19 protein-coding genes are annotated in these 22,169 nt (G+C 71.7%); 14 read left to right on the plus strand and 5 right to left on the minus strand.

The window, feature by feature from the left end; genetic code table 11:
* The first annotated feature begins 13 nt into the window (after positions 1-13).
* From ACIREO_RS19980 to ACIREO_RS20025, 10 genes are all read left to right on the plus strand, one after another.
* Positions 14-1,192: an ATP-binding protein gene (locus ACIREO_RS19980; protein WP_404111703.1), complete on the plus strand. Its 1,179-nt coding sequence runs from the start codon at positions 14-16 to the stop codon at positions 1,190-1,192.
* Complete coding sequence (locus tag ACIREO_RS19985) at positions 1,189-1,548, plus strand: nucleotide pyrophosphohydrolase (RefSeq protein WP_404111706.1); 360 nt, start codon at positions 1,189-1,191, stop codon at positions 1,546-1,548. Before ACIREO_RS19980 ends, ACIREO_RS19985 begins: the two co-directional genes overlap by 4 nt.
* Before the next feature lie 135 nt (positions 1,549-1,683).
* Positions 1,684-2,214 (plus strand): DUF6099 family protein, encoded by a 531-nt coding sequence (locus ACIREO_RS19990; RefSeq protein ID WP_404111709.1) that lies wholly within the window; start codon positions 1,684-1,686, stop codon positions 2,212-2,214.
* Positions 2,215-2,301: 87 nt separating this feature from the next.
* Positions 2,302-3,225, plus strand: coding sequence for an LLM class F420-dependent oxidoreductase (locus tag ACIREO_RS19995; protein ID WP_404111712.1), 924 nt, complete (start codon positions 2,302-2,304; stop codon positions 3,223-3,225).
* A gap of 116 nt (positions 3,226-3,341) precedes the next feature.
* Positions 3,342-4,289 (plus strand): homocysteine S-methyltransferase, encoded by a 948-nt coding sequence (gene mmuM / locus ACIREO_RS20000; protein WP_404111715.1) that lies wholly within the window; start codon positions 3,342-3,344, stop codon positions 4,287-4,289.
* 43 nt (positions 4,290-4,332) lie between these two features.
* Complete coding sequence (locus ACIREO_RS20005) at positions 4,333-5,808, plus strand: 3' terminal RNA ribose 2'-O-methyltransferase Hen1 (RefSeq protein WP_404111718.1); 1,476 nt, start codon at positions 4,333-4,335, stop codon at positions 5,806-5,808.
* On the plus strand, positions 5,805-8,348 hold the full coding sequence (locus ACIREO_RS20010) for a polynucleotide kinase-phosphatase (RefSeq protein WP_404111721.1): 2,544 nt from the start codon (positions 5,805-5,807) through the stop codon (positions 8,346-8,348). Before ACIREO_RS20005 ends, ACIREO_RS20010 begins: the two co-directional genes overlap by 4 nt.
* Before the next feature lie 66 nt (positions 8,349-8,414).
* Positions 8,415-9,647, plus strand: a complete 1,233-nt coding sequence (locus ACIREO_RS20015) for an arginine deiminase (RefSeq protein ID WP_404111724.1) — start codon at positions 8,415-8,417, stop codon at positions 9,645-9,647.
* Between the two features lie 148 nt (positions 9,648-9,795).
* Complete coding sequence (gene argF / locus ACIREO_RS20020; RefSeq protein WP_404111728.1) at positions 9,796-10,812, plus strand: ornithine carbamoyltransferase; 1,017 nt, start codon at positions 9,796-9,798, stop codon at positions 10,810-10,812.
* A gap of 176 nt (positions 10,813-10,988) precedes the next feature.
* The gene (locus ACIREO_RS20025; protein ID WP_404111731.1) at positions 10,989-12,467 is read left to right on the plus strand and encodes an amino acid permease; all 1,479 of its coding nucleotides are present in this window, start codon (positions 10,989-10,991) and stop codon (positions 12,465-12,467) included.
* Here ACIREO_RS20025 and ACIREO_RS20030 read toward each other — a convergent pair.
* Entirely contained in the window at positions 12,415-12,873 is a 459-nt protein-coding gene (locus ACIREO_RS20030) for an ATP-binding protein (protein ID WP_404111734.1), read from the minus strand. The genes ACIREO_RS20025 and ACIREO_RS20030 overlap by 53 nt on opposite strands.
* Before the next feature lie 288 nt (positions 12,874-13,161).
* Here ACIREO_RS20030 and ACIREO_RS20035 point away from each other — a divergent pair, with 288 nt between their 5' ends.
* Positions 13,162-13,989, plus strand: a complete 828-nt coding sequence (locus ACIREO_RS20035) for an enoyl-CoA hydratase family protein (protein WP_404111737.1) — start codon at positions 13,162-13,164, stop codon at positions 13,987-13,989.
* A gap of 2 nt (positions 13,990-13,991) precedes the next feature.
* On the plus strand, positions 13,992-16,277 hold the full coding sequence (locus tag ACIREO_RS20040; protein ID WP_404112004.1) for a bifunctional salicylyl-CoA 5-hydroxylase/oxidoreductase: 2,286 nt from the start codon (positions 13,992-13,994) through the stop codon (positions 16,275-16,277).
* Here the strand turns inward: ACIREO_RS20040 and ACIREO_RS20045 are convergent.
* Genes ACIREO_RS20045 through ACIREO_RS20060 form a run of 4 tightly spaced genes read right to left on the minus strand, consistent with a single transcriptional unit; the run spans position 16,264 to position 20,048 of the window.
* The gene (locus ACIREO_RS20045) at positions 16,264-16,734 is read right to left on the minus strand and encodes a hypothetical protein (protein WP_404111740.1); all 471 of its coding nucleotides are present in this window, start codon (positions 16,732-16,734) and stop codon (positions 16,264-16,266) included. The two genes, ACIREO_RS20040 and ACIREO_RS20045, sit on opposite strands and share 14 nt — an antisense overlap.
* The gene (locus ACIREO_RS20050; RefSeq protein WP_404111743.1) at positions 16,731-17,552 is read right to left on the minus strand and encodes a GNAT family N-acetyltransferase; all 822 of its coding nucleotides are present in this window, start codon (positions 17,550-17,552) and stop codon (positions 16,731-16,733) included. Before ACIREO_RS20050 ends, ACIREO_RS20045 begins: the two co-directional genes overlap by 4 nt.
* 53 nt (positions 17,553-17,605) lie before the next feature.
* Positions 17,606-18,427, minus strand: a complete 822-nt coding sequence (locus ACIREO_RS20055) for a PaaX family transcriptional regulator C-terminal domain-containing protein (RefSeq protein WP_404111746.1) — start codon at positions 18,425-18,427, stop codon at positions 17,606-17,608.
* A 4-nt stretch (positions 18,428-18,431) separates the two neighbouring features.
* On the minus strand, positions 18,432-20,048 hold the full coding sequence (locus tag ACIREO_RS20060) for an AMP-binding protein (protein ID WP_404111748.1): 1,617 nt from the start codon (positions 20,046-20,048) through the stop codon (positions 18,432-18,434).
* Between the two features lie 119 nt (positions 20,049-20,167).
* On the opposite strand from ACIREO_RS20060, the gene ACIREO_RS20065 reads away from it, so the two are divergent.
* Together ACIREO_RS20065 and ACIREO_RS20070 are read left to right on the plus strand one after the other, a co-directional pair.
* Complete coding sequence (locus ACIREO_RS20065) at positions 20,168-21,286, plus strand: acyl-CoA dehydrogenase family protein (protein ID WP_404111751.1); 1,119 nt, start codon at positions 20,168-20,170, stop codon at positions 21,284-21,286.
* A gap of 207 nt (positions 21,287-21,493) precedes the next feature.
* Complete coding sequence (locus tag ACIREO_RS20070; RefSeq protein WP_404111754.1) at positions 21,494-21,895, plus strand: RidA family protein; 402 nt, start codon at positions 21,494-21,496, stop codon at positions 21,893-21,895.
* The last annotated feature ends 274 nt before the right edge of the window (positions 21,896-22,169 follow it).

Consider the following 22,169-nt stretch of genomic DNA (forward strand, 5'->3'; position numbering starts at 1 on the left):
GTACGGTCCGCTCATGACTGTTGTGATCTCCACGGGAAGGGCGGCCTCCGCGCCCTCCGGCGCGGACCGCCCCGCCCGCCCCTTCGCCAGCGAACTCCGGCTCGACGCCTTCGCGTCGCACCGCCGCACCGTCATCCCGCTCGGGCCGCTCACGCTGCTCGCCGGGGGCAGCGGCAGCGGGAAGTCGACCGCCCTGCGCGGATACGAGGCGCTCGCGCGGCTGGCAGCCGGTGATCCGCTCGAGGACGTCTTCCCCGATCCGGCGGCCTGGGTGCCCGAAGGGGCGGGCGCCGACGGGCAGGGGCGGCGCGGTTTCAGGCTCGGCTGCACGGTGGAGGGCCCGGTCGGTCCGGTGAGACTGGATCTCGCCGTGCAGGCCGAGCCCTCGCTCCGCATCGTCGGTGAGCGGCTGACCGACTGCGGAGGCGAGGAGCTGCTGAGCACGGCGCTGAGGGATCCCCGGCGTTCGTCGGTGCAGGCCGCCTGGTACACGGCGGGAACGGTGCCGGTGACACGGGCCCCCTTCCCCGACGACAGGCTCGGCACGGCGCTGCTGCCGTTGCGGGTCGCGGGTACGACGGATGGGCAGCTCAGGGTGCTGGCCGCCGCCGAGCAGGTGGTGGTGGCCCTGCGGTCGGCCTTCGTCTGCGATCCCCAGCCGCGGCGGATGCGTGCGCCGGTGCCGGTCGGGGAAGGACGGCTCACCTCGTGCTGCGGCAATCTCGCCGACGTGCTGCACCGCACCCACAGCCGGTGTGCGCAACGGCACGCCCGGCTGGTCGCCACCGCGGACGCGGGGTGCGCGGGACCGGTGACGGGGCTGACCGCCGAGCGTCTGGAGGACGGGACCGTGCGGGCTCTCACCGGACGGGGCCCGGGCCGCGGTACGCCGCTCGGCCGCCTCGGCGACGGCGAACTCCGGTATCTCGCCTTCGCGCTCGTGCTGCTGACCGGCCCGCACGTCCTGGTGGCGGACCCGGCGGCGGAGGTGCCGTCGGCCATGCAGGCCCTCACCGTGCTGGCCGACGGGCTCGACAGGGGCCTGGACTCGCGGCAGACCGGAGAACTGCTGGCGCTGGCGGCGTCGATCTGCGCGAACGGGCACATGCGCCTGCTGGGGACGGTCGGTGAGGGGGCAGCGGCAGCGGCCCGCGGGACGGCCGGTGCGACAGTGGTAGACCTGGCACGGTGACTGAACTGGATGTAGCACAACTGCAGCGGCGACTGGCCGACTTCGCGGCGTCCCGGGCCTGGGAGCCGTACCACACCCCCAAGAACCTCGCTGCCGCGCTCAGCGTGGAGGCCTCCGAACTTCTGGAGATCTTTCAGTGGTTGACGCCGGAGGAGTCGGCGAGGGTGATGGAGGACCCTGATTCGGGGTTCCGGGTCACGGACGAGGTCGCGGACGTCCTGGCGTATCTGCTGCAGTTCTGCGAGGTCCTGGGAATCGACGTGCTCGCCGCTCTGGCGGCCAAGATCGACCGCAATGAGGCGCGCTTTCCGGCTCCGGACAGCGCGAAGGTGACGCAACGTCACTCTTCAGGGTGATCGAGTTGTTCACATTCGACTTCCTGTCCACAGATTTCCGATTTCCTCTGGCTTTCGTGTGCCATGGCCCTCACTGTGGGTAATGAATAAGTGAGCGGGTTGTTGTACGGGCGGTCTCGGTGACGGGGGAGTGGCATGGAAGCGGAGCGGCTGATCGAGGCGGGGCGGAGTGCGCTTGCGGGGAGCCGGGGGGTGCCGGCCGTCATGGCGGAGGCATGGCAGGCCCAGGCACTCGCCCGGGCGGTCGGCGGGCAGCTGGCGAGGTGCGGACCGGCGGAGTTACGGACGGAGGCGCGCGGGCTCAGTGAGACCTGTGCCCTGGGCAGTGCCGTGCTCGAGCACCCGTTGGTTCCGGCCGCAGCCGTGCGGGCGTCGCAGCTCACCGAAGTGGGCCATGTGCCGCAGGCGTTGGCCGCTCTCGCGCTGCTCCTCGGGGAGGCGGGCATCGCGCTGGTGGGTGTCGCCTGCGGCACCGAGGAGGAAGGGCTCTACTGGCAGTGCATCGAGGCGATAGACGCCGTGGACGAGTCAGTGGACCGGGTCCACGGCATGCTGCGACGGCTTGCCGAGCAGGAGCATGAGCACGAACAGGAGCTTGACCGGGAGCGCGACGGCCCCTTCGGGGTGATCCACGGACCGGCCGGCTTCGTCGCCGGCCAGCCGTGAGCGCGGTGGCCGGGGACCGAGGGCGGCCCGGCACGGGGACGAGCGAAGGAGAGGGGCTCAGCGGTTTCGAAGGTGCAGGATGGAGGCATGGATCTTCGAATCTTCACCGAGCCCCAGCAAGGGGCGAGCTACGACACCCTGCTCACCGTCGCCAAGGCCGCCGAGGACCTCGGATTCGACGCCTTCTACCGTTCGGACCACTATCTGCACATGGGCTCCGGGGACGGCCTGCCCGGCCCGACCGACGCCTGGATCACCCTGGCCGGACTGGCCCGCGAGACCAAGCGGATCCGCCTCGGCACGCTGATGACCGCGGGCACCTTCCGTCTGCCCGGAGTGCTGGCCATCCAGGTCGCCCAGGTCGACCAGATGTCCGGGGGCCGGGTCGAGCTGGGCCTGGGCGCCGGCTGGTTCGAGGAGGAGCACAAGGCATACGGCATCCCGTTCCCCAAGGAGAAGTTCGGCCGGCTCGAGGAGCAGCTGGCGATCGTCACAGGCCTCTGGGGGACCGAGACCGGCAAGACGTTCAGCTACGACGGGACGTATTACCAGCTCACCGACTCGCCGGCGCTGCCGAAACCCGCCCAGGCGAAGGTGCCGGTCCTGATCGGCGGACACGGCGCGGTCCGTACACCGCGGCTCGCCGCGCGGTACGCGGACGAGTTCAACATCCCCTTCGCGTCGATCGAGGACAGCGAGCAGCAGTTCGGCCGGGTCAGGGCCGCGGCCGTGGCAGCCGGACGGGCCCCCGACGACCTGGTGTACTCCAACGCCCTGGTGGTGTGCGTCGGGAAGAACGACGCGGAGGTGGCGCGGCGCGCATCCGTCATCGGACGGGAGGTCGAGGAGATCAAGGCGAACGGACTGGCGGGCTCGCCCGACGAGGTGGTCGACAAGATCGGCCGGTACGCCGCCATCGGCTCGTCGCGGATCTACCTCCAGGTTCTGGACCTGCACGACCTGGAACACCTGGAGCTGATCTCGTCGCAGGTCCAGTCGCAGCTGGGCTGACAGCCGGCAGGAGGGTCCCGCCCGAGGCGAGGCGGGACGGGACCCGCGTGATGCCGGCGGGACGGGACCGCGTGACCGCCGGACCGGCAGGGGCCGGCCGACAGCAAGGAGCAGCTGTGCACACCGCCCGGACACCGGACACCCCGCACGGCCGTGCGCCCGGCCGCCCCCTCGGTGACGCGCTCGCCGAGGGGACCGTCCTGCTGGACGGTGGCCTTTCCAACCAGTTGGAGGCGCAGGGCTGCGACCTCTCCGACGCCCTGTGGTCGGCCCGGCTGCTGAGCGACGCGCCCCAGCAGATCGAGGCCGCCCACACGGCCTATGCGCGGGCGGGTGCGCAGGTGCTCATCACCGCGAGCTACCAGGCGACCTTCGAGGGGTTCGCGCGGCGTGGGATCGGGCGGGTCCGGGCGGCGGAGCTGATGGCCGGCAGCGTGGAGTCGGCGCGCCGGGCGGGCGCGGTGACGGGGCGGGAGCTCTGGGTCGCCGCCTCGGTCGGACCGTACGGGGCGATGCTCGCGGACGGCAGCGAGTACCGCGGCCGTTACGGGCTCGGCGTCCGGGAACTGGAGCGCTTCCACCGGCCCCGTGCGGAGACGCTGGCCGAGGCGGGCCCCGATGTGATGGCCCTGGAGACGGTGCCGGACATCGACGAGGCCGAGGCCCTGCTGCGGGTGGTCGAGGGGCTCGGGGTGCCGGTCTGGCTCTCGTACAGCGTGGCGGGGGACCGGACCAGGGCCGGGCAGCCCCTGACGGAGGCGTTCGAGCTGGCCGCCGGCATCGACCAGGTCGTGGCCGTCGGGGTCAACTGCTGCGATCCCGCCGACGCGGACCGTGCGGTGGAGACGGCGGCGGCGGTCACAGGAAAGCCGGTGGTCGTCTATCCGAACAGTGGGGAGGAGTGGGACGCCGACGGCCGGGGCTGGGCCGGGAGAGGCACGTTCGAACCGGGCAGGGTGCGCGACTGGCAGCGTGCGGGCGCGCGGCTGGTCGGCGGCTGCTGCCGGATCGGTCCGTCCGAAATCGCGGCGCTCGCAGAGCGACTGGACCCGTCGGGAGTGTGAAATTGCCTGGTGGGAGACAGATCACCGGACCATACTCGGACAGGTGTTCCTGACTATCAGTACGACCGGCACCCCAGAGCGTCCCGCGACCGATCTCGGTTACCTGCTGCACAAGCATCCCGACAAGGCGCAGACGTTCTCCACCTCGCACGGGACCGCGCACGTCTTCTATCCCGAGGCCTCCGCGGAGCGCTGTACCGCCGCGCTGCTGCTCGAGGTGGATCCGGTGGCGTTGGTGAGGCGCGGCAAGGGCAAGGGCCGGGGTGGAGCCCCCGACGCGGCACTCGCGCAGTACGTCAACGACCGGCCGTACGCGGCGTCGTCGCTCCTCTCGGTCGCGATGACGACGGTGTTCAAGTCCGCGCTGAACGGTGTGTGCCGGGCGATGCCCGAACGGGTCCAGGAACCACTGGCGTTGCGGATCGAGGTGCCGGCGCTGCCCGCACGCGGTGGTGCGGAGCTGGTGCACAAGCTCTTCGAGCCGCTCGGCTGGACACGGGTGGACGCCGTGGCCGTACCGCTGGACGGGCAGTTCCCGGAATGGGGCGACTCGCGCTACGTACGGCTGGTGCTGGAGGGTGAGCTGCGGCTCGCGGACGCCTTGCGTCAGCTGTATGTGCTGCTGCCGGTGCTCGACGACGCCAAGCACTACTGGGTGGCGCCCGACGAGGTGGACAAGCTGCTCCGGGCCGGTGAGGGCTGGCTGGCCGGCCACCCCGAGCAGAAGCTGATCACCAGCCGTTATCTCTCCCGCCGCTGGGGGCTCACACGGCAGGCGACGGAGCGGCTGGAGCTGGTTCGGCTGGCGGAGTCGGACGACCTGGAGGTGGAGAGCGTCGACAACGCGGTCGACGAGACCACCGACACGGAGGAGATGCCGGTGCCGCTCGCCGAGCAGCGCCGGGCGGCGGTCCTGGAGGCGCTCCGCGCGTCCGGGGCGACCCGCGTGCTCGACCTCGGCTGCGGCCAGGGCCAGTTGGTGCAGGCGCTGCTCAAGGATGTGCGCTTCACGGAGATCGTCGGGGTCGACGTGTCGATGCGCGCCCTGACCGTGGCCGCCCGCCGGCTGAAGCTGGACAGGCTGGGCGAGCGGCAGGCCGGGCGTGTCACCCTCCGTCAGGGCGCGCTCACCTACACCGACAAGCAGCTGAAGGGGTATGACGCCGCAGTGCTGAGTGAGGTGATCGAGCACCTCGACCTGCCGAGGCTCCCCGCCCTGGAGTACGCGGTGTTCGGCTCCGCCCGGCCGCGGACCGTGCTGGTGACGACGCCCAACGTCGAGTACAACGTCCGCTGGGAGACGCTTCCCGCCGGACACGCGCGCCACGGCGACCACCGCTTCGAGTGGACCAGGGAGGAATTCCGGGACTGGGCGGGGCAGGTGGCCGGACGCCACGGCTACACGGTGGAGTTCGTGCCCGTCGGCCCTGAGGACCCCGAGGTGGGCCCTCCCACACAGATGGCCGTGTTCACGATGACCGCGGCCCAGGTGACGACGAAGGAGGCGAAGGCCGCATGACCGGTACCTCGCGCAAGCTGCCGGTGACCGACCTGTCCCTCGTCGTGCTCATCGGCGCCAGCGGATCGGGCAAGTCCACCTTCGCCCACAGGCACTTCAAGCCGACCGAGATCATCTCCTCGGACTTCTGCCGGGGCCTCGTCGCCGACGACGAGAACGACCAGAGCGCCAGCCGTGACGCCTTCGACGTGCTCCACTACATCGCGGGCAAGCGCCTCGCCGCTGGACGCCTCACCGTCGTGGACGCGACCAACGTGCAGCCGGAGAGCCGTAAGCAGCTCGTCCAGCTGGCCCGGGAGCACGACGTGCTGCCCATCGCCATCGTCCTCGACCTGCCGGAAGAGGTCTGCCAGTCGCGCAACGCCACCCGCCCCGACCGCGCCGGAATGCCCCGCCATGTCGTGCAGCGCCACCGCCGTGAGCTGCGCCGTTCGCTGCGCGGCCTGGAGCGCGAAGGCTTCCGCAAGGTGCACATCCTGCGCACCGAGGAGGAGGCCGACACCGCCGAAGTCGTTCTGGAGCGCCGTTACAACGACCTCCGGCACCTCACCGGCCCCTTCGACATCATCGGCGACATCCACGGCTGCAGCTCCGAGCTGGACACCCTGCTCGGCAAGCTGGGCTACGAGGGCGGTACCCACCCCCAGGGGCGCACGGCCGTGTTCGTGGGCGACCTCGTCGACCGGGGCCCCGACAGCCCGGGTGTGCTGCGCCGTGTCATGGCCATGGTGGAGTCCGGCAACGCGCTCTGCGTGCCCGGCAACCACGAGAACAAGCTCGGCCGTTACCTCAAGGGGCGCAAGGTCCAGCACAGCCACGGTCTCGCCGAGACCGTCGAGCAGCTGGAGCGGGAGGACGCCGAGCACCCCGAGTTCCGCAAGCAGGTCGCGGAGTTCATCGACGGACTGGTCAGCCACTACGTCCTGGACGAGGGCAAGCTGGTCGTCTGCCACGCGGGTCTGCCCGAAAAGTACCACGGGCGCACGTCAGGGCAGGTCCGCTCGCACGCGCTGTACGGGGACACGACCGGCGAGACCGACGAGTTCGGCCTGCCCGTGCGCTACCCGTGGGCCGAGGACTACCGAGGCGGTGCCGCGGTGGTCTACGGCCACACCCCGGTGCCCGTCGCCTCCTGGGTGAACAACACCCTCTGTCTGGACACCGGGGCGGTCTTCGGCGGGAAGATGACCGCACTGCGCTGGCCGGAGCGCGAGATCGTCGACGTACCGGCCGAGCGCGTCTGGTACGAGCCGGTGAAGCCGCTGACCACCGAGGCCCCCGGAGGCCGGGAGGGCCGGCCGCTCGACCTCGCCGACGTCCAGGGCCGCCGCATCGTGGAGACCCGGCACATGGGCCGTGTCGCGGTGCGCGAGGAGAACGCGGCGGCGGCGCTCGAAGTCATGAGCCGCTTCGCCGTCGACCCCAGGCTGCTGACCTACCTCCCGCCGACCATGGCCCCGACGGCGACCTCCCACGAGAAGGGCTTTCTGGAGCATCCGGCCGAGGCCTTCGCGCAGTACCGCGCGGACGGCGTCACCAGGGTCGTCTGCGAGGAGAAGCACATGGGTTCGCGCGCCGTGGCGCTGGTCTGCCGTGACGCCGGCACCGCACGCGAGCGCTTCGGCGCCGACGGGCCCACCGGCGCCCTGCACACCCGCACCGGGCGGCCGTTCCTGGACGACACGGCGCTCACCGAGGTCGTCCTCGGCCGGCTGCGCGCCGCCGTCACCGCCGCCGGGCTCTGGGAGGAGTGGGACACCGACTGGGTGGTGCTCGACGCCGAGCTGATGCCCTGGTCCCTGAAGGCCGCGGGGCTGCTGCGCTCGCAGTACGCGGCGGTGGGCGCCGCCGCCGGCGCGGTCCTCCCCGTGGCGGACGAGGCACTGACGGCGGCGGCCGCCCGTGGTGTCGACGTCGGCGCCCTGGCCGGCCGCCAGCGGGAGCGCGCCGCGGACGCCGCCGCCTTCACGGAGGCGTACCGCCGCTACTGCTGGAGCACCGAAGGGCTCGACGGCGTCCGGCTCGCGCCGTTCCAGATCCTCGCGGTGCAGGGCCGCTCGCTCGCCTGCGTACCGCACGACGAGCAGCTGGCGTGGCTGGACCGCCTCGTCGAGCACGACCCGACCGGTCTGCTCCAGGTCACCCGGCGCCTCGTCGTCGACACGGGTGACGAGGACTCCGTGCGCTCCGGCACCGACTGGTGGCTGGAGATGACCGGCCGCGGTGGCGAGGGCATGGTCGTCAAGCCGCTCGGGGCCCTGGCCAGGGACGAGAAGGGCAGGCTCGTCCAGCCGGGCATCAAGGTGCGCGGCCGGGAGTATCTGCGGATCATCTACGGCCCCGAGTACACACGGCCGGAGAACCTGGAGCGGCTGCGTTCCCGGTTCCTCGGCCACAAGCGGTCGCTGGCACTCCGGGAGTACGCCCTCGGCCTGGAGGCCCTCGACCGGCTGGCCGAGGGGGAGCCGCTGTGGCGGATCCACGAGGCGGTCTTCGCGGTGCTGGCCCTGGAGTCGGAGCCCGTCGACCCGCGGCTGTAGCGGACCGGCCGGAACCAGGTGGCGGTTCGCAGGGTGAACGGTGCCCCGCGCGGTGAGGATGAGGGCATGGGATTCCATGTCGATTCCGAGGCCGGGCGGCTACGCCGCGTCATCCTGCACCGCCCCGATCTGGAGCTGAAGCGGCTCACCCCCAGCAACAAGGACGCGCTCCTGTTCGACGACGTGCTGTGGGTGCGCCGCGCCAGGGAGGAGCACGACGGCTTCGCCGATGTGCTGCGCGACCGGGGCGTGGAGGTGCATCTCTTCGGCGAGCTGCTCCGGGAGTCGCTCGACATCCCGGTGGCCAGGCGGCTCGTCCTGGACCGGGTCTTCGCGGAGAAGGAGTACGGCCCGCTCGCGACCGAGCATCTGCGCGCCGCCTTCGAGGAACTGTCCGCCGCGGAGCTGACCGAGGCCCTGGTCGGGGGAATGACGAAGCGGGAGTTCCTGCAACGGCACAGCGAACCGACCTCGGTCCGCTTCCACGTCATGGATCTGGACGACTTCCTGCTCAGCCCCCTGCCCAACCACATCTTCACCCGCGACACCTCCGCCTGGATCTACGACGGCGTGTCCATCAACGCCATGCGCTGGCCGGCCAGGCAGCGCGAGACCGTGCACTTCGAGGCGATCTACCGGCACCACCCCCTCTTCACCGGCCCCGAGGCGGGGGTCTTCCACCACTGGTCACAGGGCCAGGACGACTATCCCTCCACCATCGAGGGCGGTGACGTCCTCGTCATCGGCCGGGGCGCCGTCCTGATCGGGATGAGTGAACGCACCACCCCTCAGGCCGTGGAGATGCTGGCCAGGGGGCTCTTCGACGCCGGGTCGGCCCGCACGATCGTGGCGCTCGACATGCCCAAGCGTCGGGCGTTCATGCACCTGGACACGGTGATGACGATGGTCGACGGCGACACGTTCACCAAGTACGCCGGACTCGGCATGCTGCGCTCCTACACCATCGAGCCCGGCGCCGGTCCCCGTGAGCTGAAGGTCACCGACCACCCTCCCGAGCACATGCACCGGGCCATCGCCGCCGCGCTCGGCCTGGACACGATCCGGGTGCTCACCGCCACCCAGGACGTGCACGCCGCCGAGCGCGAGCAGTGGGACGACGGGTGCAACGTGCTGGCCGTGGAACCCGGGGTCGTCGTCGCCTACGAGCGCAACGCCACCACCAACGCCTATCTGCGCAAGGAGGGCATCGAGGTCATCGAGATCCGTGGCAGCGAGCTGGGGCGGGGCAGGGGCGGTCCCCGCTGTATGAGCTGCCCCGTGGTGCGCGATCCCGTGTGAGGCGGGGCGGAGTCCATGGAAGGGCGGAACCGGGACGAGCGGAACCGGGACGAGCGGCAAAGAGGGCCATGTATAGCAATACGGTGCCTCGTATAGACTTCCAGCATACTCGTCCGTATGCCCGCAGCCCGACCCAGGAGCAGTCACCATGGCCATTGACCTCACAGGCCGCCATTTCCTCAAGGAGCTGGACTTCACGGCCGAGGAGTTCCGCGGCCTGGTCGCCCTGTCCGCCGAGCTCAAGGCCGCCAAGAGGGCGGGTGGCGAGGTGCAGCGGCTGCGCGGCAGGAACGTCGCGCTGATCTTCGAGAAGACCTCCACACGCACCCGCTGCGCCTTCGAGGTGGCCGCAGCCGACCAGGGTGCGTCCACGACGTACCTCGACCCCTCCGGCTCCCAGATGGGGCACAAGGAGTCGGTCAAGGACACCGCCCGGGTGCTCGGCCGGATGTTCGACGGCATCGAGTACCGGGGCGACAGCCAGCAGGTCGTCGAGGAGCTCGCGGCGTACGGCGGAGTGCCCGTCTTCAACGGGCTCACCGACGACTGGCACCCCACCCAGATGCTCGCCGACGTCCTCACGATGACCGAGCACAGCGCGAAGCCCCTGGGAGAGATCGCCTTCGCCTACCTGGGTGACGCCCGCTTCAACATGGGCAACTCCTACCTGATCACCGGAGCCCTGCTCGGCATGGACGTCCGGATCGTCGCCCCCGCCGCCTACTGGCCGGTGCCGGAGATCGTGGACCGGGCCAAGAAGCTCGCGGAGTCCAGCGGCGCGCGCATCACGCTCACCGAGGACGTCACCGAGGGCGTCCGGGGCGCCGACTTCGTCGTCACCGACGTCTGGGTCTCCATGGGGGAGCCCAAGGAGGTCTGGGACGAGCGCATCACGGCTCTCACGCCGTACGCCGTGACCATGGACGTCCTGCGCGCCACGGGCAACGACGACGTGAAGTTCATGCACTGCCTTCCCGCCTACCACGACCTCGGTACGAAGGTGGCCAGGGAGATCCACGAGCGGCACGGCCTGTCGGAGCTGGAGGTCACCGACGAGGTCTTCGAGTCCTCGCACTCGGTCGTGTTCGACGAGGCCGAGAACCGGATGCACACGATCAAGGCGGTGCTCGTCGCGACGCTGGCAAACGACGCGGTCACCGTATGAACATGCACCTGATTGGGTGAACATGTGTGCAAGTGGCTACGATGGTGCCACTTGGTGGGGTTCGGGCTCGCACGCTCGAACCCCTTTTCATGTGCCCGGTCCGGAGCGCGTGCCCAGGTGCGAGCCCCCCGCAGGCTCCTTCCCCCGCACCACCAGAGAAGAGACCCCGTCCCCCCATGAGTCCCGCCTCCCCCACCCCGCAGAGCCCCTCACGCAGGACCGGGGCGCGCATCAAGAGCCCCGATCTGCTGCTCGCCGAGTCCGGAGCCGACCTGGAAGGGCACGGCCTGCGTCGCACCATGGGGCTGTTCCAGCTCGTGTGCTTCGGCGTCGGGGCGATCGTCGGCACGGGGATCTTCGTCGGGCTGTCCGACAGCGTCGCAGAGGCGGGCCCCGCCGTGGTGGTCTCGTTCGTCCTCGCAGCCGTCACCTGCATCTTCACCGCTTTCTCCTTCGCCGAGCTCGGCGGCGCCATCCCGGTCTCCGGCAGTTCCTACTCCTTCGCGTACGCCACGCTCGGGGAGCGGGTGGCGTTCCTCGTCGGCTGGTGCCTGCTGCTGGAGTACGGCGTCTCGGTCTCCGCCGTCGCGGTCGGGTGGAGCCAGTACGTCAACGAGCTGCTGGACAGCCTGGTCGGCTGGAGCCTTCCGGCGGCGCTCTCCTCCGGACCCGGCGACGGCGGGGTGATCAATCTGCCGGCGGTCGTCGTGGTCATGATGGCGGCCACCCTGCTGGTGCGCGGCATCAGGGAGAGTGCGGGCGCCACGGCGGCGATGGCGGTGCTGAAGATCGGCATCCTCATCGCGTTCTGCGCGATCGCCTTCACCGCGTTCGAGGACGGGCATCTCTCGCCGTTCGCACCGCAGGGCATGGCCGGGATCACCGCCGGTGCCTCGGTGGCGTTCTTCTCGTACATCGGCTTCGACGCCATCACCACCGCCGGGGAAGAGGTCAGGAACCCCCGCCGGAACATCCCGATCGCGATCATGATCTGCATCGGCGTGGTCACGCTGCTCTACTGCGCGGTCGCCCTCGGTGCCATCGAAGCACTGGGCGCGGACGCCGTGTCCGACAAGCCGGCGGCGCTCTCGCTGGTCGTGGACAAGGTCACCGAATCGAGCGTGGGCGGCGGGATCATCGCCTTCGGCGCGGTCGTGGCCATCGCGTCCGTCGTCCTCGCGGTGATGTACGGCCAGACCCGGATCCTGATGTCGATGTCCCGGGACGGGCTGATCCCCCGGGTCTTCGAGCGGGTGTCGCCGAAGACCCGTACGCCGGTCGCCAACACCTGGATCGTGGCCGTCGTCTTCGCGGTCCCCGCCGCGTTCTCGTCCCTGGACGTGGTCGTGAACCTGACGACCATCGGCACGCTCGCCACCATGGCGGTGGTCAACATCGCCGTGATCGCCCTGCGCCGTCGCAACCCGGAGCTGAAGCGTTCCTTCAGGGTGCCGCTCTACCCCGTCAGCCCGGTCCTGGGCGTCGGCTTCTGTCTGTACCTGATGTACGGGACGGGCTGGACGACCTGGGTGCAGTTCGTGGTCTTCCTGGCCGTGGGCGCCCTGGTGTACGCGGGATACGGCCGTAGCCGCTCCCGGCTCGTCAGCCCCGGGGAGCCGCGGGACCCGGTGCCGTCGGGCCCGACGGCAGGGTGAACCAGACCGCCTTGCCCTGCTCGGTGGGGCGGTGACCGCAGGCGGAGCTGAGGGCACGGATCAGGAGCAGCCCCCGACCGTGCTCCTGCCACGGGTCCGGGGTGGAGCCGGGCAGCAGGCGGGACAGGTCACCGGGCGGTCCCGGGTCGTGGTCGTGGACCTCCACCTGGCAGCCCGACGCCAGCAGCTCCACCACCAGCTCGATGGGCCCCGACCCGTCGGTGTGCTCCACGGCGTTGGCGACCAGCTCGGCGGTCAGCAGCTCTGCGGTGTCGCTGTCCGCCGGCGCGTCGAGATCCGCCAGCGCCGTACGGATGAGGGCGCGGGCGATCGGCACGGCGGCCGTGGAGTGCGGCAGGGCGATTCGCCAGGAGGAGGGCGGGGGCGCGGGGACGTCGGGCGGCAAGGCGGGATTTTCCGTTCGGGAGCGGGACATCCGGCGGGGGGAAGCTTCGTTCCGGGGCGGCTGCGTCCGGGACGGCGTCCTCCGTCACCGGAGGGTACGGGGTCTGTACCGGGACTTCCTGCGCTCAACCATACGAAGCGCGACGCCGCAGACATAGAGCCGGTCGACCGGCACAAAGGGGACCTTCGCCACAGTGCCGCACTATCGCGTACTCATGACGGGAGTCACAGATGAGTGATAGCTTCGAAGCGCATCAGCATCGGCCCGACGGCTGGAGGGGACCCTCCCATGAGCCCGTTCACCGGCTCCGCCCCACGCACGGAGCGCTGGAAGCATCTGCGCCTCACGACGGACGACGGCGTGGCGACCGTGACGCTCGCCCGTCCCGAGAAGCTCAACGCCCTCACCTTCGGCGCCTACGCCGATCTGCGCGACCTTCTCGCCGAGCTCTCCCGTGAGCGGTCCGTGCGGGCCCTCGTGCTCGCCGGTGAGGGGCGCGGCTTCTGCTCGGGCGGTGATGTCGACGAGATCATCGGCGCCACGCTCGCCATGGACACCGCACAGCTCCTGGACTTCAACCGGATGACCGGGCAGGTCGTGCGAGCCCTTCGGGAGTGCCCGTTCCCCGTCGTCGCCGCCGTCCACGGCGTGGCCGCCGGCGCGGGGGCGGTCCTCGCGCTGGCCGCCGACTTCCGGGTCGCCGCCCCCTCCGCGCGCTTCGCCTTCCTCTTCACCGCTGTCGGCCTGTCCGGCGGTGACATGGGCGCGGCCTACCTCCTGCCCCGTGTCGTCGGCCTCGGCCACGCCACCCGGATCCTGATGCTGGGCGAACCCGTCCGCGCTCCCGAGGCCGAGCGCATCGGACTGATCAGCGAGCTGACCGGCGAAGGCGAGGCCGACACCCGCGCCGCCGCGCTGGCCAGGCGGCTCGCCGACGGGCCGGCCCTCGCCCTCGCCCAGACGAAGGCCCTGCTCACCGCCGAGCTCGACATGCCGCTCGCCGCCTCCGTCGAGATGGACGCCGCCACCCAGGCCCTCCTGATGAACAGCGAGGACTACGCCGAGTTCCACGCCGCCTTCACCGAGAAGCGGCCGCCGAAGTGGCGGGGCAGGTAGCGATGCCCTCCTCCGGCACGGGGCGCATCGCGGTCATCGGCGGCGGACCCGGCGGGCTCTACGCCGCCGCCCTCCTGAAGCGGCTGGACCCCGGCCGCGAGATCACCGTGTGGGAGCGCAACGCCCCCGACGACACCTTCGGCTTCGGTGTGGTCCTCTCCGACGAGACACTCGGCGGGATCGAGCACGCCGACCCCGTCGTGTACCGGGCGCTGAGCGACGCCTTCGTCCGCTGGGACACCATCGACGTGGTGCACCGGGGTGCCATCCTGACCTCGGGCGGCCACGGCTTCGCCGCTCTCGGCCGCCGTACGATGCTGCGCATCCTGCACGAGCGCTGCACGTCCCTCGGCGTAAGGCTCCGCTTCCGGACCGAGGCGCCGCCCGCCGCCGAGCTCGCCGCCCGCCACGACCTGGTCATCGCCGCCGACGGGGTGCACAGCGCCACCCGCGAGGCACACGCCCGCCACTTCCGCCCCACGGTCACCGACCACCGCAACCGCTACGTCTGGCTCGCCGCCGACTTCGCGTTCGACGCCTTCCGCTTCGAGATCGCCGAGACCGAGTACGGCGTGATGCAGCTGCACGCCTACCCTTACTCCGACAGCGCCTCCACCGTCATCGTCGAGATGCGCGAAGAGGTCTGGCGGGCCGCAGGCCTCGACACCTGCGACGCCGCCCGGTCGGCCGAACACTGTGCGAAGGTCTTCGCCGAGGCCCTCGGCGGTCGGCCGCTGCGCTCCAACAAGTCCTCCTGGCTCACTTTCGCCACCGTCTCCAACGCGCACTGGTCGCACGGCAACACGGTCCTTCTCGGCGACGCCGCCCACACCGCCCACTTCTCGATCGGCTCCGGCACCAAGCTCGCCGTGGAGGACGCCCTCGCCCTGGCCGCCTGCGTCGAGGAACAGCCCGACCTGCCCACCGCGCTCGCCGTCTACGAAGCCGAGCGCCGCCCCGTCGTCCTGTCCACCCAGCGTGCCGCCGCGGCCAGTCTGCGCTGGTTCGAGGAGCTCCCGCAGTACGTGGACCAGCCGCCCCTGCGGTTCGCCTTCAACCTCCTCACCCGCAGCCGCCGCGTCACCCACGACAACCTGCGGCTGCGCGACCCCGGCTTCACGGAGGCGGTCGAGGAGGAGTTCGGCTGCCCGCCCGGCACCCCGCCGATGTTCACCCCGCTGCGGCTGCGCGGCCTCGAACTCCGTAACCGTGTCGTCGTCTCGCCCATGGACATGTACTCCGCCGTCGACGGGACACCCGGCGACTTCCACCTCGTCCACCTCGGCGCCCGTGCGCTCGGCGGCGCCGGTCTCGTCATGACCGAGATGGTCTGCGTGAGCCCCGAGGGCCGCATCACGCCCGGCTGCACCGGCCTGTGGACCGATGAACAGGCCGAGGCATGGACCAGGATCACGCGCTTCGTCCACGGCTCCGCCCCCGGCACCGCGATCGGAGTCCAGCTGGGCCACTCCGGCCGCAAGGGCTCCACCCGGCTGATGTGGGACGGTATCGACCAGCCGCTGGACGCAGGCAACTGGCCGGTCAGCGCCGCCTCGCCACTGCCGTACGCGCAGGGCGTCAACCAGGTCCCGCAGGAGCTGGACAGAGCAGGGATGGACGCGGTCAGGGACCGGTTCACCGAGGCCGCCCGGCGCGCCGCCCGGAGCGGGTTCGACCTCCTCGAACTGCACTGCGCCCACGGCTATCTGCTCTCCGGCTTCCTCTCGCCGCTCACCAACCTGCGCACCGACGCCTACGGCGGCCCCCTGGAGAACCGGCTCCACTTCCCCCTGGAGGTCTTCGACGCGGTCCGCGCCGTATGGCCCGAGGACCGGCCCATGACCGTACGGATCTCCGCGACGGACTGGGCGCAGGGCGGCACGAGCGACGAGGACGCCGTGGCGGCCGCCCGCGCCTTCGCCACCCACGGCGCGGACGCCATCGACGTCTCCACCGGCCAGGTCGTCCCGGAGGAACGCCCCGAGTACGGACGGTCCTACCAGACTCCGTACGCCGACCGGATCCGCAACGCCCTGGACGTACCCGTCATCGCCGTGGGCGCCATCTCCTCCTGGGACGACGTCAATTCGCTGCTGCTCGCCGGCCGTGCCGATCTGTGCGCGCTGGCCCGCCCTCATCTGTACGACCCGCACTGGACACTGCACGCCGCTGCCGAACAGGGCTACGCGGGTCCTGGGGCATCCTGGCCGCTCCCGTACCGCGCGGGCAGCCGCACCCCGCCGACGGGCCGCACCGACGGCCCGAAGCCCAGGCTCACGCTCGACTGAGCGTCAGGCACTCGTGGCAGCGGCACGGTGTGGGATGCGGAGCCGGCCACCGGCCGGTGCGGTACTCGACGGACAGCCGGCCGAGGAGGGCGGCCAGCTCCTCGGCGTCCTGACGGCCCGTCCAGCAGCCGCCCACGCCCGCCTCCTGGCACAGCCGTAGCACCGTCGGGCTGTAGACCGGCAAGGCCCGGAAGGTGTGCAGGTTCCGCGTCGACATGTCGATCGTGATGTACGAGCTCGTACGGCGCCCGCGTCCGATGGTCGTCAGCTGTTCGTGCGCACCGCCCGGGTAGGTCCCGATCACGAACACCTTGGAGCCGCCCCGGTAGGACTTGGTGCCGGGCCGCAGCTCCTGGCCACCCTCCCCATATCGCCTCCACCGCACCACGTTCGCCGCTATGAGCCACGCCTGCTCCGCCGGCGCCCTCTCCGATCCGTCTCCGGCCCCCGCCGTCACCGAGGCTCCGCGGTGATCAGCAGCCGGTCGCCGACGGCCTCGTAACCGATGCGCCGGTACACCCCGTTGCTCGTCCGGTTCGCGAGGTCTGTGAAGAGCAGCACCTCCCGGGCACCCGCGTCCTGTGCCTGGCGGCTGACCTCCGTGGTCACCGCCGCCGCGTAGCCCCGGCCCCGGTGTTCCGGCGGTGTGTAGACGGTCGCCACCCGCACCGTGTCCGCGATCATGCGTGAGGCGCTCGCCATCGACACCGGCTCCCCGCCGGTCTCCCAGAGCGTCAGCGCGCCGTGCGCTGTGCGCTCGTCCACGATCCGCCCGGCCCGGTCGCCCGGCTGGCCGGTCTCCGCGACGAAGGTGCGGAGCCAGCCGACCAGCAGCGCCCGGTCGGCGGTGGTCGCGGCCCTGGGCCGGCCCGCGGGCGCGGGGGCGGGCGGCACCAAGGTCCCCAGCCTGTACAGCCGGTGCTCCTCGTCGACGCGGTGGCGCGGCCAAGCGGCGGCCAGGATCCGGGCGGTGTCGCGGTCGGCGTTGACACCGGACAGCGGCAGCGCCTCAGCCAGAGCTCCGACCGCCTCGGGGGACGCCGAGCCCAGGAGCGGCAGGAAAGGCGGTGTACGAACCAGCGCACCGGCCACTTCACCGTCCGCACCACGCCACCAGCCCAGCACCGGCAGCTCCGGGCCGTACGCGAACGGGCCGTCTTCCCGCAGGGTGGCGGTGACGGTCAGCAGCAGGGTGTTCTCGGCGGGCCGGGCGGCCAGGGACGCTCCTGCCGCGTTCAGGAAGGCGCCGACATCGTCGGTGAAGGTCCAGGTCATGCTTCATCCTGTCGTTCACACGGCCCGGGGTCACCCCGGTTTCGGCAGGCGGATCAGGCGCTCCCGCGGACGAACCGGGCTCCCGCGTCCCGCAGTCGGTCGTGCAGCATCCCGAACACCTCCGCCGAGCGCCCGCCCGGCCAGTCCTTCGGCAGCAGTTCCCCGGGCAGCCCCGGGTCCGCGTACGGCAGCTGCCGCCAGGAGTCCAGCGCGCGGAGGTAGTCCCGGTAGGCCTCCTCCGGATCCGGCGCGTACTGGCCGGCCCGTGCCTCCCAGAGCCGCAGCACCGGCTCCTGCTGTTCCAGGAAGTCCAGATGGAGCCGGGCGATCGCGTCCAGGTCCCACCAGCGCGCCACCGCCTCCCTCGTGGCGGCGAATCCGAGGTGCTCCCCGAGGAACAGATCGACGTACGAGGCGAGTTCGAGGCGCTCCAGGGTGTGCCGCGTCTCCTCGTACAGCCCGGCGGGCGCGATCCACACCCCCGGCGCCGCGGTGCCGAAGCCGAGCCGGCCGAGGCGGGAGCGCAGCAGGTGTCGCTTGTGGCGTTCGGCCTCGGGTACGGAGAAGACGGCCAGTACCCAGCCGTCGCCGGACAGGGGCGCCGGGCGCCGGTAGATCCGCCGGTCGCCGTCGTCGAGCAGCTGGCGGGCGTCGGACGACAGGGCATAGCCGGCCGCCCCCTCCGGCGTACGGGCAGGGGAGAGCAGCCCGCGGCGCTTGAGGCGGGAGACGGACGAGCGCACCGACGGGGCGTCGACACCGACCGCGTGCAGCAGCCGGATCAGCTCGGACACGGCCAGCGGTGCGTTGCCGGGGCGACGGCCGTACGCGCCGTAGAGGCTGACGATCAGGGAACGGGGAGTGTGCTCGGCCACGTGATCACTCTAGAGGGGTGCCGCGCAGCATGAAGCGCTGGAGCTTTCCCGTCGCGGTCCTCGGGAGCGCGGGCAGGAACTCGATGACCCGGGGGCACTTGTGCGGGGCCAGTTGGGCCTTCATGTGCGTACGCAGGCCGTCGGCCGACAGCGCCGCGCCCTCGCGCGGTACGACGTACGCGGCCACGATCTGCCCGCGCAGATCGTCGGCCCGGCCCACCACCGCGGCCTCGGCCACGTCGGGGTGGCGCAGGAGCGCCTCCTCGACCTCGGGGCCTGCGATGTTGTACCCGGCCGAGATGATCATGTCGTCGGCGCGGGCGACATAGCGGAAGTAGCCGTCGGGCTCACGTACGTACGTGTCGCCGGTGATGTTCCAGCCATGGCGCACGTACTGCCGCTGGCGTTCGTCGGCGAGATACCGGCAGCCGACCGGACCGCGCACGGCCAGCAGCCCGGCTTCGCCGTCGGGCAGCTCCTCGCCGTCGTCATCCACCACCCGTGCCTGCCAGCCGGGCACGGGTACGCCGGTGGTGCCGGGCCGGATCGCCCCGTCGGCGGCGGAGATGAAGATGTGCAGCAGTTCGGTGGCCCCGATGCCGTTGATGATGCGCAGCCCCGTCCGCTCGTACCAGGACCGCCAGGTCGCGGCGGGAAGGTTCTCCCCGGCCGATACACAGCGGCGCAGCGCGGACAGGTCATGGCCGTCGAGCGCGTCGAGCATCACGCGGTACGCGGTCGGCGCGGTGAACAGGACGGAGACCCGGTGGGCGGCGAGTGCGGGCAGCAGCTGCTTGGGCCCGGCCTGCTCCAGCAGCAGTGCTGAGGCTCCGGCCCGCAGGGGGAAGACGACCAGCCCGCCGAGCCCGAAGGTGAAGCCGAGCGGCGGACTGCCCGCGAACACGTCGTCGGGGCCCGGCCGCAGGACGTGGCGGGCGAAGGTGTCGGCGACGGCCAGCACATCGCGGTGGGCGTGCATACAGCCCTTGGGCCGTCCGGTGGTGCCCGAGGTGAAGGCGATGAGCGCGATGTCGTCGGCGGCGGTGTCCACCGGCGGGCAGGGCCCCGGCCTGGCGGCCGCGAGCTGCGTCAGGTCGTCGGGGGAGCCGCTCCCGTACGTCGTGACGCGCAGTCCGGGCACCTCGGCCGCCGCCAGGTCGTCGACCGACCTGATGTCGCACAGGGCGTGGCGGACGCGGGCGATGGAGCAGATGGTGGCGAGTTCCGACGCCCGCTGCTGCGCCAGCACCGTCACCGCGACCGCGCCGGCCTTCATCACGGCGAGCCAGCAGGCCGCGAGCCAGGGTGTGGTGGGGCCGCGCAGCAGCACCCGGTTGCCGGGGACGACGTCCAGATCGTGCGTCAGCACCAGGGCGATGCGGTCCACCCGGTCCCGCAGCTCGCCGTAGCTCCAGACGCCGCCGTCGGGGCTGCGGAAGGCGGGGCGGCCGGATCCGAAGCGGTCGGCGGTGCGGTCGAGCAGCTCGTAGCCGCAGTTCAGCCGGTCCGGATAGACCAGTTCAGGAAGGTCGAAGACCAGTTCGGGCCAGTCCTCGGCGGGTGGGAGATGGTCGCGCGCGAAGGTGTCGGTGTGCGCGCTCGCGGCACCTGACGGCTTCATGAAGCATCGCTCCCTGATCCGGCTGACCCAAACGAAAGCCCCTTGTCGCACTTGGAGCGTATCGTTTGAGTGACGGTAGTCAACGGTCCGCGATAAGTCGTGACAAGAGAGGCGCCGGTATGACGGCATTCTCCCTCGATCCCGGTCAAACCGCCTGGTGCGACGAGCTGTACACCCTCGCCCGCGACGAGCTGCGCCCCCTCGCGGACAAGGGAGAGCCGGGCCATGTCAACCGCCCGCTCGTCGCGGCCCTCGGGGGGCTGGGGCTTCTGGACCGGCTCCTCGGTTCCGGGGCGCTCGACCTCTGCCTGCTGCGCGAATCGCTGGCGCGCGGCTGCACCGAGGCGGAGACCGCACTCGCACTCCAGGGGCTCGGAGCCGGTCCGGTCCGCCGGGCGGGCACCGAGGCCCAGCGCGCGCGATGGCTCCCCGAGGTGCGCGCGGGCCGCGCCGTCGCCGCCTTCGCGCTGAGCGAGCCGGGCGCCGGGTCCGACGCGGCGGCGCTCGCCCTCGCCGCACGGCCGGCCCCCGGTGGGGACGGCTGGCGGCTCACCGGCGAGAAGTGCTGGATCTCCAACGCCCCCGAGGCCGACTTCTACACCGTCTTCGCCCGGACGGGCGAGGGCGCCGGAGCCCGTGGCGTCACCGCGTTCCTCGTCCCCGCGGACCGCCCGGGGCTCACCGGTACGCCCCTGGAGATGCTCTCCCCGCACCCCATCGGGGCGCTGGACTTCGACGGCGTACCGGTCACCGCCGAGGATGTTCTCGGCGAGCCAGGACGTGGGTTCCGCGTCGCCATGGACACCCTGAACCTCTTCCGGCCCAGCGTCGGCGCGTTCGCCGTGGGCATGGCACGCGCCGCGCTCGACGCCACCCTGGAGCACACGGCGCACCGCACCGCCTTCGGAGCCCCGCTCAAGGAGCTGCAGGCCGTCTCGCACCAGGTCGCCGAGATGGCCACCCGCACCGAGGCGGCCCGGCTCCTGGTCTACGCCGCCGCGGCCGCCCACGACGCGGGAGAGCCGGGCGTGCCCCGGCGCGCCGCCATGGCCAAGCTGTACGCCACCGAGACCGCGCAGTACGTCGTCGATACGGCCGTCCAGTTGCACGGGGCCCGCGCCCTGCGCCGGGGCCATCTGCTCGAACACCTCTACCGGGAGGTCCGCGCGCCGCGGATCTACGAGGGCGCCACCGAGGTGCAGCGCACCATCATCGCCAAGGAGCTGTACGCGACCTAGGGCCTCTCGTTTGGATCATGCCGGGCTCGCGGGGGTGGGCACGCACTCCCCCAAGCTCTCGGCTCCGCTCGAGCGGGGGGACCCCCATGACCAGGGGAGACCCCAATCGCTCCGCGTTGCCTCAATCCTCCGCCTTGCAGCTGGACGCACCAGACCCCGCTCCCTGATCCGGCCTGATCCGAACGAAAGACCCCAGGAGACGCCCGCATGAATCCGATCACCCGGATCAACCCCGCCGAACTCGCCCCGCCCACCGGCTTCTCGCACGCCGTCACGGCCGCCGGCGGCCGACTGGTCTTCCTGGCCGGCCAGACGGCGCTGGACGGCGACGGGAAGGTCGTCGGCTCCACACTGCCGGAGCAGTTCGAGACGGCTCTGGGAAATCTCCTCACCGCTCTGCGCGCGGCGGGCGGAGCCCCGTCGGCTCTGGCCAGGGTCACCGTCTATGCCACCGATGTGGCGGACTACCGCGCCCACGCCCCCGAACTGGGCAGGATCTGGCGGAGGCTGGCGGGACGTGAGTATCCGGCCATGGCCGTCATCGGGGCGGCCAGGCTCTGGGACGAGCAGGCCATGGTCGAGCTCGACGGCATCGCCGTGCTGGACTGAGACGGCACGGCGAGGAGGACGGCGCGCCCGTGCCGCCCTCTGTCACCGCGCACACGGAATGCCCGACGAAGTCCCCGACGAACCGCTCCATCTGCCCCTGGAAGCCGACCGGGTGCTCCGTGCGGGGACAGGGGCTGAGGGCTCCGTGCCGGACAGGTCCCACGCCATGCCGTGTGGCGGCGGACGGACAGGGCAGGCGTCGCCCTATGAACGCAGCGGGACGAGCACCGGCCACCACCACCCGTAACCAGCGCGCCGGCCGCCGCGCGGCGCG

Origin of the sequence: Streptomyces sp. NPDC102441 (genome assembly GCF_044765585.1) — a bacterium.
GTDB lineage: Bacteria > Actinomycetota > Actinomycetes > Streptomycetales > Streptomycetaceae > Streptomyces.